This is a genomic window from Thauera sp. (genome assembly GCF_047601425.1).
Taxonomy (GTDB): Bacteria; Pseudomonadota; Gammaproteobacteria; order Burkholderiales; family Rhodocyclaceae; genus Thauera.
Genome location: NZ_JASGJL010000001.1, coordinates 71,567 through 84,134, shown reverse-complemented (window position 1 = coordinate 84,134; position 12,568 = coordinate 71,567). Strand labels below are relative to the sequence as shown.

Genomic DNA, 12,568 nt, shown 5'->3' with positions numbered 1-12,568 from the left:
GCGAGTTTATCATGCCGCACAGGGTGCCCCACTGCGCACCACAGCACGACCTCCCGCATTCCTCCTTTCCCACGCCCCATGAGCCGCCCTCTCCATCGTTTTCTCGGCAGCGTCGAATCCCTCGCCCGCCTGCAGGACCACGCTGCCCGCCTGCGGCGGCTGCAGGGCACGCTGGAGGCCGCGCTGCCCCTGCAGCTGGCGGAACAGTGCCACGTCGCCAACCTGAAGGACGACGTGCTGGTCATCACCACGCGCAACGGCGCCACCGCGGTGCGGCTCAAGCAGATGCTGCCCAGCCTGCAGGAGCACTTCCTGCGCGCCGGGCACGCACTGGGCACGATCAGGGTCAAGGTTGGAACGCCGGAACAGACAGTCTGGCGCCCGCCTGCGACGGAGCGCCACATCTCTGCCGGCGCCAAGGCCGGCCTGTCCGAATTCGCCGCCTCGCTGCCGCCGGATTCGCCGCTGCGCGCATCACTGGAGCGGCTGGTCAGGCGCGGACGCGAATAGACGCGGGAACAGGAGCAGCCACGAAGACAGGCAGCCCCATACCGCCAGCAATCTTCAAATCATTGGCGCCAGCACGCGCTCGACGGCGAACACCGCAAGGATGGCCAGCAGCAGCACGACGACGATGCGGAAGGCCTTCCACGCCCACAGCTTGAAACGCGGATTGCCGGTGAGCAGCCACAGGATCACCGAGCCGCCGATGCCGAGCACGGCGAACAGCAGCAGCAGACGCATGATCAGCATCGCCCGCGCTCCAGCCGCGTGGCCGCCATCACGCCTGCGCCGGCAGGACTTCGCCGAACTGATGGACGACGGCGGGCGGCGTGGCCTTGGGCTGCTCGAAGCTGACGATCTCCCAGGCCTCGCTGTCTTCCAGCAGCACGCGCAGGATCTGGTTGTTCAGCGCGTGGCCGGCCTTGTGCGCCGAATAGGACGCCAGCAGCGGATGGCCGCACAGGTAAAGATCGCCGATGGCGTCGAGCACCTTGTGCTTGACGAACTCGTCGGCATAGCGCAGGCCCTCGGCATTGAGCACGCGGTACTCGTCCATCACGATCGCGTTGTCGAGGCTGCCGCCGAGCGCGAGGCCGTTGGACTGCATGAACTCCACGTCCTGCATGAAACCGAAGGTGCGCGCGCGGGCGACGTCGCGGACGTAGGAGTGAGTGGCGAAATCGACCTTGACCGAAGTCGCCGTGCTGTCGATCGCGGGGTGGTCGAAGACGATGGAGAACTCCAGGCTGAAGCCGTCGTAGGGGGCGAGACGCACCCACTTGTCGCCCTCGCGGTACTCCACCGGCTTCTTCACCCGCATGAACTTCTTCGGCGCCTTCTGCTCCTCGATACCCGCCGACTGCAGCAGGAACACGAAGGGTGCGGAACTGCCGTCGAGGATGGGAATCTCCGGCGCGTCGACATCGACGTACAGGTTGTCGATGCCGAGGCCGGCCAGCGCCGACATCAGATGCTCGACGGTACCGACCTTCTCGCCGTTCTTTTCCAGGCCCGAGCACATCCGCGTGTCGCAGACGGCATAGGGATCGGCCGGCAGGGTCAGCGGCGGCTCGAGATCGACGCGGTGGAAGACGATGCCTGCGTCCGGCGGCGCCGGACGCAGCACCAGCGTCACCTTGCGCCCGCCGTGCAGACCGACGCCGGTGGCCTTGACGATGGATTTGAGGGTGCGCTGCCTGATCATTGTTAAATTCCTTATATCGGCCAGCAGTTTAGCACGCCCCCACTGGCGACACGGACTATTGGCGCAATGCAGCAAAGCTGTTGCATGGACACGTTCGCTGTCGTTTCGCTCCTTTCCCCCGCCTGCGGAAAGGGCCCCGGACCGGAAAAGGCATGCGGCGGCCTGTGCCCCAATGAAAACGGGCATCTGCCATGAACCGGAGGCGGCGGTTCACAACAGATGCCCGTCGGGCGCCAGGCCCCGCGAACAGCGGAGCCCGGCGCCGGAGCAAACGGCGGTCAGTCGGCCTGGCGGCGCAGGAAAGCCGGAATGTCGTAGGTGCCGACGCCGCTGGTGCTCATCGCTTCGACCGTGGTACGGCGGCCGGTGCGCATCACCGCCGGCACGTCGAGGCTGTTCATGTCAACCGCGCCGCTGCCGCTCATCGCCGGACCATAGGTGCCGGTGCCCTTCACCACTTCCATGATCGGCTGGCGGGCCGCGCGCGGGGCACCGAGGCCGGTGGCGACGACGGTGATGCGGATGCGGTCTTCCATGCTCTCTTCGAACACGGTGCCGTACTTGACGAAGGCTTCCGGCGCGGCAAAGGCCTGCACGGTCTTCACCGCGTCGCGCACTTCGGACATCTTCAGCGACTTGCTGGCGGTGATGTTGATCAGCACGCAGCGCGCACCCGACAGTTCGGTGCCTTCGAGCAGCGGCGACACCGCGGCCTGCTCGGCGGCGATGCGGGCGCGGTCCATGCCGGCGGCCTCGGCCGAACCCATCATCGCGCGGCCCATCTCGGCCATCGCGGTGCGGACGTCCTGGAAGTCGACGTTGACCAGGCCGGGCACGTTGATGATCTCGGCAATGCCGCCGACCGCCGAGCGCAGCACGTTGTCGGCCGAACGGAAGCACTCCTCGAAGCCGGCATCGTCGCCATAGACGTCGAGCAGCTTGTCGTTGAGCACGACGATCAGCGAATCGACGTGGCGGGTCAGTTCCTCGACGCCGCTCTCGGCGACACGGATGCGGTTCTCGAAGTCGAAAGGCTTGGTCACCACGGCGACGGTCAGGATGCCCATCTCCTTGGCGATCTCGGCCACCACCGGCGCTGCGCCGGTGCCGGTGCCGCCGCCCATGCCGCCGGTGATGAACACCATGTGCGCGCCTTCCAGCGCGGCGGCGATCTCCTCGCGCGACTCCTGCGCCGCGGCACGCCCCGCCTCCGGCTTGGAACCGGCGCCGAGGCCGGTGCCGCCGAGCTGGACCTTGTGGGAAGCCAGGCAGCGGGCCAGCGCCTGCGCATCGGTGTTGGCAGTGATGAAATGCACCCCCTTCACCCCTTCCCGGATCATGTGGTCGACGGCGTTGCCGCCCGCACCACCGACGCCGATCACCTTGATGACCGTGCCCGACGGTTCCTTCTCAACGATTTCAAACATTTGCCTCGCCTCCTGAATTAACGGCCCTGCTCAACATCAAACGCCGATAAGCCTGCATCTAGTAAATTCCGGCAAGTTTAATACTAAATACCGGCTATCAACGGCCTTCATGACAAAATGCCTGGACTTTTCGCGTCCGCTCAAAAATTACGTTCGAACCACGACTTCATGCGGCCGAAAAACTGCTTCACGCTGCGCGTGTCACGCGCCTGCAAGCCCCGCCTGCGCTGCGCTGCGCCTTCCATGACCAGGCCCATCGCGGTGGAATAACGCGGCTGGCAGACCACGTCCGCCAGGCCTCCGTCGTACTGCGGCGCGCCCACTCGCACCGGCATGTGGAACACGTCCTCGCCCAGCTCGGCCATGCCGCGCATCACCGCCGAACCGCCGGTCAGCACGATTCCGGACGACAGCAGTTCCTCGTAGCCGCTGCGGCGCAGCTCGGCCTGGACCAGCTCGAACAGTTCGGACACGCGCGGCTCGATGACGTCGGCCAGTGCCTGGCGGGACAGCTTGCGCGGCGGCCGGTCGCCCACCCCGGGCACCTCGATCATTTCTTCCGGATCGGCCATCTGGTGCATCGCCACGCCATGGCGGATCTTGATTTCCTCGGCCTCGGCGGTCGGCGTGCGCAGCGCCATCGCGATGTCGTTGGTGACCTGGTCGCCCGCCACCGGAATCACCGCGGTGTGCCGGATCGCGCCCTGGGTGAACACCGCGATGTCGGTCGTGCCGCCGCCGATATCCACCATGCACACCCCCAGTTCCTTCTCGTCCTCGGTCAGCACCGCATAGCTGGAAGCGAGCGGCTGCAGGCTCAGGTCCATGACCTCCAGGCCGCAGCGGCGCACGCACTTGATCACGTTCTGCGCGGCCGACACGGCGCCGGTGACGATGTGCACCTTCACTTCCAGGCGCACGCCGCTCATGCCGATCGGCTCGCGCACGCCGCCCTGGCCGTCGATGATGAATTCCTGGGTCAGGATGTGCAGGATCTGCTGCTCGGCCGGAATCGGCATCGCCCGCGCGACCTCGATCACGCGATCGACGTCGGTCGGCGTGACCTCCTTCTCCTTGATCGCCACGGTGCCGCTGGAGTTGAAGCTCTTGATGTGGCTGCCGGCGATACCGGTATAGACGTCGTGGATCTTGCACTCGGCCATCAGCTCGACCTCCTGCAGCACGCGCGAGATCGCATCCACCGTGGCCTCGATATTGACCACCACGCCGCGCTTGAGGCCGTTGGTGGACTGCGTGCCCAGGCCGACGACGTTGAGCCGGCCGTCGGGCCGCACCTCGGCCACCATGCAGGTCACCTTGGTCGTGCCGATGTCGAGTCCGACGATCAGTTCCTTGTATTCCTTGCTCATTACCTGCCCTTTCTGCCACTTTGCGGCGCGGCCTGCAGCAGTACCGTGCCATCGGCCGGCGTCAGCGCAAATCCGCTCGGGTAGCGCAGATCCGCCACCTTGATGTCGATGTCAACCTGCTCGCGCACCCGCGGCCATACCGCGATGAAGCGCTTGAGCCGGTCGGCGAGTAGAGACCGTTCCTGCTCGCGGCCGAGCATGATCACCAGGCCGTTGTCGAGCTTCAGCTGCCAGGCTTCGCGCGCCGACAGCACCAATCCGACCAGTTGCACCCCCATCGGCCGCAGCAGCTCGGAAAATTCGCCATGGCGGGCCAGCAGCCAGCCCGAGCTGCCCTGCGGGCCGTCGAAATGCGGCATCTCGGCGTCACTGGCGGCGACGAAGACCTCGCCCTGCGCATTCACCAGCCGCGCGTCGCCGCTGTCGGACACCGTCCAGTAGGCCACCGCCTGATGCTCCTCGATGCGCAGTTCGAGCGCATCGGGCCAGCGCCGGCGCACTTCGGCCTTGCGCACCCAGGGCAGCTTCTCGAAGGTCGACTTCACCGCCTCCAGATCGACGGTGAAGAAGTTGCCGTCGATCGCGGTACGCGCGGCGTACTCCAGCTGTTCCTCGGTGACCTGCGCCGGCGGCGTCAGCACCACGATCTCGCCGATCGGGAACAGCGGCCGCGACACGAACCAGATCACCAGCGCCCAGCCCAGGCCGACCGCTCCCAGCAGGGTCAGCAGATCGGAAATCAGGTTCAGCAGCGCCGGCCTGTGCCACAGCCCCTTGCCGCCACGCTCCGCAGCCGCCCGTGCCGCCGGTCGGGCGGAACGGATGGCAGCAGGACGGACGGCAGCGGGCCGGACGCCGATTTCAGCCAAGGCGGGCTCCTTCGAGGATCTTCAGGCACAGGGCGTCGAACTCCAGTCCCGCCACGCGCGCCGACATCGGCACCAGCGAATGGCTGGTCATGCCCGGCGAGGTATTCATCTCCAGCAGATAGGGCCTGCCTTCGGCGGTCAGGATCAGATCACCCCGGCCCCAGCCCCGGCAGCCGAGCACGCGGGCGGACTTCATCACCAGCGCCTGCAGCTCGGCCTCCTGTTCGGCCGGCAGGCCGCAGGGGCAGTCGTAGCGGGTGTCGTCGGTGAAATACTTGTGCTGGTAATCGTAGTTGCCGTCCGGCGCGACGATGCGCACCAGCGGCAAGGCCTGATCCTCGAGGAAGGGCGCAGTCAGTTCGGCGCCCGCGATGAACTCCTCGGCGATCACCAGGCTGTCGTAGCGCGCCGCCAGTTCCCAGGCCGCCTGCAGCTGGTCCGCGGCGACGACCTTGGTCGCCCCCATGCTCGAACCTTCATGCACCGGCTTGACGTAGATCGGCAGGCCGAGCCCGGCCACCACCGCATCCCAGTCGGTATCGGCATCCAGGATGGCGTAGCGCGGCGTCGGCAGGCCGCAGGCAAGCCACACCATCTTGGTCCGCCACTTGTCCATCGACAGCGCCGAAGCCATCACACCGCTGCCGGTGTAGGGAATGCCCATCAGTTCCAGCGCGCCCTGCACCGTGCCGTCCTCGCCGCCACGGCCATGCAGGGCGATGAACGCACGCTCGAAGCCCTCTTCCTTCAGGATGTGCAGATCGCGCTCCGCCGGGTCGAAGGCATGCGCATCCACGCCGGCGTCCTGCAACGCGGCCAGCACCGCCCTGCCGGACATCAGCGACACATCGCGCTCGGCCGACGTTCCGCCGAACAGCACCGCAACCTTGCCGAAGCGCGCCTTCACGACACGTCCTCGATCGCTGCGAGCTTGCCCGGCACCGCGCCGATGCTGCCCGCGCCCATGGTGATCACCACGTCGCCGTCGCGCGCAGTGGACAGAATCATCTTCGGCATGTCGGCGATGTCCTCGACGAACACCGGCTCGACGCCGCCGGCGACGCGCAGCGCGCGAGCCAGCGAGCGCCCGTCGGCAGCGACGATCGGCGCCTCGCCCGCGGCATACACTTCGGCCAGCAGCAGGCCATCGACCGAGGACAGCACCTTGACGAAATCCTCGAAGCAATCGCGGGTACGGGTGTAGCGGTGCGGCTGGAAGGCCAGCACCAGGCGCCGGTCCGGAAAAGCGCCGCGCGCAGCGGCAATCGTCGCCGCCATTTCGACCGGGTGATGGCCGTAGTCATCCACCAGCGTGAAGCTGCCGGCCTCGTCGCCGTCCAGGCCGACCAGCTGCACCTCGCCGTAACGCTGGAAACGGCGGCCGACGCCACGGAAATCCGCCAGTGCCTTGACGATGGCCTCGTCCGGCACCTGCACTTCCGTCGCCACCGCGATCGCCGCCAGCGCATTGAGCACGTTGTGCATGCCGGGCAGGTTGAGTTCGATCGGCAGCCGAGTGGTCGAGCCATTGACGCGCACGCAGTCGAACAGCATCCGCCCGCCTTCGGCACGCACGTTCTCGGCGCGGATGTTGGCGTTCGGCGACAGGCCGTAGCGCACGATCTGCTTCGACACCTGCGGCATGATCTCGCGCACGTTGGCGTCGTCCTCGCACAGCACGGCGACGCCGTAGAAAGGCAGCCGCTGCAGGAAATCGACGAAAGCCTGTTTGACGCGGCCGAAATCATGGCCGTAGGTGTCCATGTGATCGGCGTCGATATTGGTCACCACCGCGATCATCGGACTCAGCAGCAGGAAGGAGGCATCCGATTCGTCGGCCTCGGCCACCAGGTACTCGCCATTGCCGAGGCGCGCATTGGCACCGGCGGCATTGAGCCGGCCGCCGATGACGAAAGTCGGATCGATGCCGCCCTCGGCGAGAATGCTCGCCGCCAGCGAAGTCGTCGTCGTCTTGCCGTGCGTGCCGGCAATGGCGATGCCCTGCTTGAAGCGCATCAGTTCGGCCAGCATCTGCGCACGCGGCACGATCGGAATGTTGCGCTCGCGCGCAGCCACCACTTCCGGGTTGTCCGCCTTGACCGCGGTGGAAGCCACCAGCACATCGGCACCGGCGACGTTGTCGGCCGAATGGCCGCGCATGACGCGGGCGCCCATCTTCTGCAGGCGGCGCGTCGCGGCGTTGTCGCCGAGATCGGAGCCACTCACCGCATAACCCTGGTTCACCAGCACTTCGGCGATGCCGCTCATGCCGGAGCCGCCGATGCCGACGAAATGGATGTTCCTGACCTTATGCTTCACGGTCATTGCCCTCATGGCGATCGAGCGGCACCCCGAACAACGCCCTGGCGTTGTGAGCCCGCATTCCGACGAAGTCGGTGTTCCTGAGCTTGTGCTTCATTTCTTCTTGTCTCCGCCGGCCAGTTCCTCGCAGACGCGCGCCACTTCGGCCGCCGCCAGCGGGCGGGCCTGGGCACGGGCGTTCTCCGCCATCTGCAGCAGGCGCGGGCGATCGATGCTGGCGAGGATGCCGGCCAGCCGTTCGGCATCGAGTTCGGTTTGCGGCAGCAGATAGGCTGCGCCGCGGTCGGCGAGGAAGCGCGCATTGCCGGTCTGGTGATCGTCCACCGCGTGCGGGAAAGGCACCAGCAGGCTGGCCGCCCCCACCGCGGCAAGTTCGGATACCGTCAGCGCACCAGCGCGGCAGATCACCAGGTCGGCCTCCGCGTAGGCGCTCGCCATGTCGTCGATGAAGGGGCGCAGATCGCCCTCCACCTGCGCCCGTGCATAGGCGGCGCGCAAGGCCTCGATCTGCTTCTCGCCCGCCTGGTGCAGCACCTGCGGCCGATTGTCGGCCGGCAGACGGGCAAGCGCGGCCGGCACCGCGTCGTTGAGCGCGGCCGCGCCGAGGCTGCCGCCGACGACGAGAATCTTCAGCGGGCCTTCGCGGCCGGCGAAACGCTCGCCCGGCGGCGCCACGGCGGCAATCTCGGCACGCACCGGATTGCCGACCCAGCGGCCTTTCTTCAATACCTCGGGGAAGCCCGTCAGCACCCGCTCGGCGACGCCGGCAAGCACGCGGTTGGACAGCCCCGCCACCGAATTCTGTTCGTGCAGCACCAGCGGACGGCCGAGCAGCGCCGCCATCATGCCGCCCGGAAACGTGATGTAGCCGCCCATGCCCAGCACCACGTCGGGCCGGCTGCGGCGCAGCGCGCGCAGCGCCTGCCAGAAGCCGGACAGCAGGTTCAGCGGCAGCATCAGCTTGCGCACCAGGCCCTTGCCGCGCAGCGCGCCGAAGCGGACCCAGGCGGTCTCGTAGCCGCGCGCCGGCACGATGCGGGCTTCCATGCCGTCGGGGTTGCCCATCCAGACGATGCGCCAGCCGTGCTCGCGCAGCGCTTCGGCCACCGCGATGCCGGGGAAGATGTGGCCGCCGGTGCCACCGGCCATGACCATCAGCGTCTTCATGGCTGGCCCCCGCGCTTCAGCTGCCGCACTTCCCAGTCGCAGCGCAGCAGGATCGCCAGCGCGATGCAGTTGGCGACGATGCTCGAACCGCCGAAGCTCATCAGCGGCAGGGTCAGGCCCTTGGTGGGCAGCAGGCCCATGTTGACGCCCATGTTGATGAAGGACTGCACGCCGAACCAGAGGCCGATGCCCTGCGCCACCAGGCCGGCGAAATAGCGTTCGAGCCGGATCGCCTCACGGCCGATCACGAAGGCGCGCTGCACCAGCAGCGCGAACATGGCGATGACCACCATGATGCCGACGAAGCCGAGTTCCTCGGCAATCACCGCGAGCAGGAAGTCGGTGTGCGCCTCGGGCAGGTAGAACAGTTTCTCCACGCTCGCCCCCAGGCCGACGCCGAACCATTCGCCGCGGCCGAAGGCGATCAGCGCATGCGACAGCTGGTAGCCCTTGCCGAAGGCGTCCTTCCATGGGTCCATGAAGCCGAGCACGCGCTCCAGGCGGTAGGGCGAGATCAGGATCAGGGTGACGAAACCGATCACCGCGGCAATCGCCAGCAGCGCGAACACCCGGCCATTGACGCCGCCGAGGAAGAGCACGCCGAAGGCGATCGTGGTGATGACGACGAAAGCGCCGAAGTCCGGCTCGCGCAGCAGCAGGAAACCGACCAGCAGGATCACCGCCATCATCGGCAGGAAGCCGCGCTTGAAGCTGCCCATCACGTCGAGCTTGCGCACCGTGTAGTCGGCCGCATAGAGCGCGGCGAAGATCTTCATCAGTTCGGACGGCTGCAGGTTCACCGGCCCCAGCGACAGCCAGCGCTGGGCACCATTGACCTCGCGCCCCACCCCCGGGATCAGCACCACCATCAGCAGCAGCACGCCGATCACGAACAAGGGCATCGCCAGTTGCTGCCAGCGTGCCATCGGCAGCTGGAAGGCCGCCAGGCCGAGAACGATGCCCACGGCCATGAACACCGCATGGCGCGCAACGAAGTAGTAGGGCTGGTAGTTGGTGAAGCGGCTGCCTTCGGCGATCGCGATCGAAGCCGAATACACCATCACCAGGCCCAGCAGCAGCAGGCCGACGGCCGACCAGATCAACAGCGGATCGAGCTCCCGCACCGAACCGCCGCCGCGTACGAAGCGGTCGCTCCCCTTCGGTGCGACGGACTTGCCGGTTACCGCGGCAAACATGTTCGTCAGGCTGGAGCCGAGCTTCATCGCGCCTCGACCTCCGGCAGGCGCCGCACCGCGGCAACGAACACTTCGGCGCGGTGGGCGTAGTTGCGGAACATGTCCAGGCTGGCGCAGGCAGGGGACAGCAGCACTGCGTCCCCCCGTTGTGCCAGCACAGCGGCCCGGCCGACCGCGGTTTCGAGATCAGCCGCATGCTCCAGCGGAATGCCGGTGCCAGCCAGCGCAGCTGCGATCCGGTCCGCATCGCGGCCGATCAGCACCACCGCGCGCGCCTTGCCGGCAACCGCGGGCGCAAGCGGCGAGAAATCCTGGCCCTTGCCGTCGCCACCGGCGATCAGCACCGCCGGACGGTCGAAGCCGTCCAGCGCAGCGACCGTCGCGCCAACGTTGGTGCCCTTGGAGTCATCGTAGAAGCGCACGCCGTCGACGCGCTCGGCAACCAGTTCGACGCGGTGAGGCAGGCCGCGGAAGGCACGCAGGCCGATAATCAGGTCCGCGGGCGCCATGCCCAGCCCGGCTTCGCACAGCGCCAGCGCGGCCAGCGCGTTGGCGGCGTTGTGGCGCCCGGCCAGTGGCAGTTCGCTCAGCGCGAGCAGCCGCTGGCCGCCGCGCACCAGCCAGTCGGCACCATCGTGGCAGGCAATGCCGTAGTCAGCCTCGCGAGCGGGGGCGTCGACGCCGAAGCGGATCACCCGGCGGCCCGGCAGTGCCATCGCCGCGACGCGCGCGTCCTGGCGGTTCAGCACCTGCACACCCTGCCCCTGGAAGATCGCGGCCTTGGCCGCGGCATAGGCCTCGACGTCGGCATAGCGGTCGAGGTGGTCGTCGCTAACGTTGAGCACCGTCGCGGCCTCTGCGTCCAGGCCGTCCAGGGTCTCGAGCTGGAAACTGGACAGCTCCAGCACCCAGCAGGCCGGCAGATCGATGCCCAGTTCCAGCCGCTCCATCAGCACGTCGAGCGCGGCCGGGCTGATGTTGCCGGCGGCGACCGCGTCGATGCCCGCCGACTGCGCCAGCGCGGTCGTCAGCGCGGTGGTGGTGGTCTTGCCATTGGTACCGGTGATGGCGAGGATGCGGCTGCGCTCGCGCACGCCGAGCTCGGCCAGCGCCTGCGCCAGCAGGCTCATCTCGCCGGTGACCGGCAGGCCGCGGCGATAGGCTTCGGCGGCGACACCGGTGCGCGGATCGAGGCCGGGGCTGAGGGCGACCAAATCGATGCCGGCCAGCACTTCGGCGCCGAAACTGCCGGTGACGATTTCGGCCAGCGGCGCGTCCTCGCGCAGCGCATCCAGCCCGGGCGGCACGGCACGGCTGTCGGCCACGCGCAGACGCGCGCCGCGCACTGCGCACCAGCGCGCCATCGCCAGGCCCGATTCACCGAGCCCGAGGACCAGAACGTGTTTGCCCGTCAGCTCGCTCATCTCAGTTTCAGCGTCGACAGCCCGAACAGCACCAGCATGATGGTGATGATCCAGAAGCGGACCACCACCTGCGTTTCCTTCCAGCCGCCCAATTCATAGTGGTGGTGCAGCGGCGCCATGCGGAAGATGCGCTTGCCGCCGCTGGCCTTGAAGTACAGCACCTGCACCATCACCGACAGGGTCTCGGCGACGAACAGCCCGCCCATGATGAAGAGCACGATTTCCTGGCGCACGATGACGGCGATGGTGCCGAGCGCCGCGCCCAGCGCCAGCGCGCCGACGTCGCCCATGAAGACTTCGGCCGGATAGGCGTTGAACCACAGGAAGCCCAGCCCGGCGCCGCAGATCGCACCGCAGAACACCGCCAGCTCGCCCGCGCCGGCGATGTAGGGCACGCCGAGGTAATTCGAGAAGCCGGTGTGGCCGGCGACGTAGGCGAAGATGGCCAGCGCGCCGGCCACCATCACCGTCGGCATGATCGCCAGGCCGTCGAGCCCGTCGGTCAGGTTGACCGCATGGCTGGTGCCGTTGATGACGAAATAGGTCAACGCGATGAAGCCGAAGATGCCCAGCGGATAGGCAACGGCCTTGAAGAAGGGCACGATCAGTTCGGTCTGCGCCGGAGTATCCGCGGCAAGGCCGAGGTAGATCGCAGCCGCCAGTGCGATCGCCGACGTCCAGAAATACTTCCAGCGGCTCGCCAGCCCTTTCGGGTCGCGGTGCACGACCTTGCGCCAGTCATCCACCCAGCCGACCGCGCCGAAGCCGAGGGTGACGAACAGCGTGACCCAGACGTAATGGTTCCTCAGATCACCCCACAGCAGCACCGTGATGCCGATCGAGATAAGAATCAGCGCGCCGCCCATGGTCGGCGTGCCGGCCTTGGTCAGATGCGACTTGGGACCGTCATCGCGCACCGCCTGGCCGATCTTCTTCGCCGCCAGCCAGCGGATGACGCCAGGGCCGGCGATCAGCGAGATCGCCAGCGCGGTCAGCGCGGCCAGCACCGTCCTCAGCGTGATGTAGCCGAAGACGTTGAAGCCACGAATGTCCTGGCTGAGCCAGAGTGCGATTTCCAACAGCAT

General features: G+C 67.5%; 12 protein-coding genes. 1 reads left to right on the top strand and 11 read right to left on the bottom strand.

Annotated elements, in window-relative coordinates; genetic code table 11:
- The first annotated feature begins 78 nt into the window (after positions 1-78).
- The gene (locus QM748_RS00450) at positions 79-510 is read left to right on the top strand and encodes a DciA family protein (RefSeq protein WP_415245133.1); all 432 of its coding nucleotides are present in this window, start codon (positions 79-81) and stop codon (positions 508-510) included.
- A gap of 54 nt (positions 511-564) precedes the next feature.
- On the opposite strand, the gene QM748_RS00445 is transcribed toward QM748_RS00450, so the two are convergent.
- From QM748_RS00445 to mraY, 11 genes are all read right to left on the bottom strand, one after another.
- Positions 565-753, bottom strand: a complete 189-nt coding sequence (locus tag QM748_RS00445; protein ID WP_415245132.1) for a hypothetical protein — start codon at positions 751-753, stop codon at positions 565-567.
- A 28-nt stretch (positions 754-781) separates the two neighbouring features.
- Positions 782-1,708, bottom strand: coding sequence for a UDP-3-O-acyl-N-acetylglucosamine deacetylase (gene lpxC / locus QM748_RS00440; RefSeq protein WP_415245131.1), 927 nt, complete (start codon positions 1,706-1,708; stop codon positions 782-784).
- A gap of 278 nt (positions 1,709-1,986) precedes the next feature.
- A complete protein-coding gene (ftsZ, locus tag QM748_RS00435) occupies positions 1,987-3,135 on the bottom strand; it encodes a cell division protein FtsZ (protein ID WP_415245130.1) in 1,149 nt (382 codons plus the stop codon).
- 140 nt (positions 3,136-3,275) lie between these two features.
- On the bottom strand, positions 3,276-4,505 hold the full coding sequence (gene ftsA / locus QM748_RS00430) for a cell division protein FtsA (RefSeq protein WP_415245129.1): 1,230 nt from the start codon (positions 4,503-4,505) through the stop codon (positions 3,276-3,278).
- Positions 4,505-5,374, bottom strand: coding sequence for a cell division protein FtsQ/DivIB (locus tag QM748_RS00425; protein WP_415245128.1), 870 nt, complete (start codon positions 5,372-5,374; stop codon positions 4,505-4,507). Before QM748_RS00425 ends, ftsA begins: the two co-directional genes overlap by 1 nt.
- A complete protein-coding gene (locus tag QM748_RS00420) occupies positions 5,367-6,281 on the bottom strand; it encodes a D-alanine--D-alanine ligase (RefSeq protein WP_415245127.1) in 915 nt (304 codons plus the stop codon). Before QM748_RS00420 ends, QM748_RS00425 begins: the two co-directional genes overlap by 8 nt.
- Positions 6,278-7,693 carry a UDP-N-acetylmuramate--L-alanine ligase gene (murC, locus tag QM748_RS00415; RefSeq protein WP_415247985.1) on the bottom strand — a complete coding sequence of 472 codons (1,416 nt, stop codon included), beginning with the start codon at positions 7,691-7,693 and terminating at the stop codon, positions 6,278-6,280. The genes QM748_RS00420 and murC overlap by 4 nt, the downstream gene beginning before the upstream one ends.
- Before the next feature lie 96 nt (positions 7,694-7,789).
- On the bottom strand, positions 7,790-8,863 hold the full coding sequence (gene murG / locus QM748_RS00410; RefSeq protein WP_415245126.1) for an undecaprenyldiphospho-muramoylpentapeptide beta-N-acetylglucosaminyltransferase: 1,074 nt from the start codon (positions 8,861-8,863) through the stop codon (positions 7,790-7,792).
- Complete coding sequence (gene ftsW, locus QM748_RS00405) at positions 8,860-10,086, bottom strand: putative lipid II flippase FtsW (RefSeq protein ID WP_415245125.1); 1,227 nt, start codon at positions 10,084-10,086, stop codon at positions 8,860-8,862. The genes murG and ftsW overlap by 4 nt, the downstream gene beginning before the upstream one ends.
- Positions 10,083-11,483 carry a UDP-N-acetylmuramoyl-L-alanine--D-glutamate ligase gene (murD, locus tag QM748_RS00400; RefSeq protein ID WP_415245124.1) on the bottom strand — a complete coding sequence of 467 codons (1,401 nt, stop codon included), beginning with the start codon at positions 11,481-11,483 and terminating at the stop codon, positions 10,083-10,085. Before murD ends, ftsW begins: the two co-directional genes overlap by 4 nt.
- Positions 11,480-12,568 carry a phospho-N-acetylmuramoyl-pentapeptide-transferase gene (gene mraY / locus QM748_RS00395; RefSeq protein ID WP_415245123.1) on the bottom strand — a complete coding sequence of 363 codons (1,089 nt, stop codon included), beginning with the start codon at positions 12,566-12,568 and terminating at the stop codon, positions 11,480-11,482. The genes murD and mraY overlap by 4 nt, the downstream gene beginning before the upstream one ends.

Coding starts and splice junctions, on each gene's coding strand:
- QM748_RS00450 (WP_415245133.1), top strand. CDS start 79: ATGAGCCGCCCTCTCCATCGTTTTCTCGGCAGCGTCGAATCCCTCGCC.
- QM748_RS00445 (WP_415245132.1), bottom strand. CDS start 753: ATGCTGATCATGCGTCTGCTGCTGCTGTTCGCCGTGCTCGGCATCGGC.
- lpxC (WP_415245131.1), bottom strand. CDS start 1,708: ATGATCAGGCAGCGCACCCTCAAATCCATCGTCAAGGCCACCGGCGTC.
- ftsZ (WP_415245130.1), bottom strand. CDS start 3,135: ATGTTTGAAATCGTTGAGAAGGAACCGTCGGGCACGGTCATCAAGGTG.
- ftsA (WP_415245129.1), bottom strand. CDS start 4,505: ATGAGCAAGGAATACAAGGAACTGATCGTCGGACTCGACATCGGCACG.
- murG (WP_415245126.1), bottom strand. CDS start 8,863: ATGAAGACGCTGATGGTCATGGCCGGTGGCACCGGCGGCCACATCTTC.
- ftsW (WP_415245125.1), bottom strand. CDS start 10,086: ATGAAGCTCGGCTCCAGCCTGACGAACATGTTTGCCGCGGTAACCGGC.
- murD (WP_415245124.1), bottom strand. CDS start 11,483: ATGAGCGAGCTGACGGGCAAACACGTTCTGGTCCTCGGGCTCGGTGAA.
- mraY (WP_415245123.1), bottom strand. CDS start 12,568: ATGCTGTTGGAAATCGCACTCTGGCTCAGCCAGGACATTCGTGGCTTC.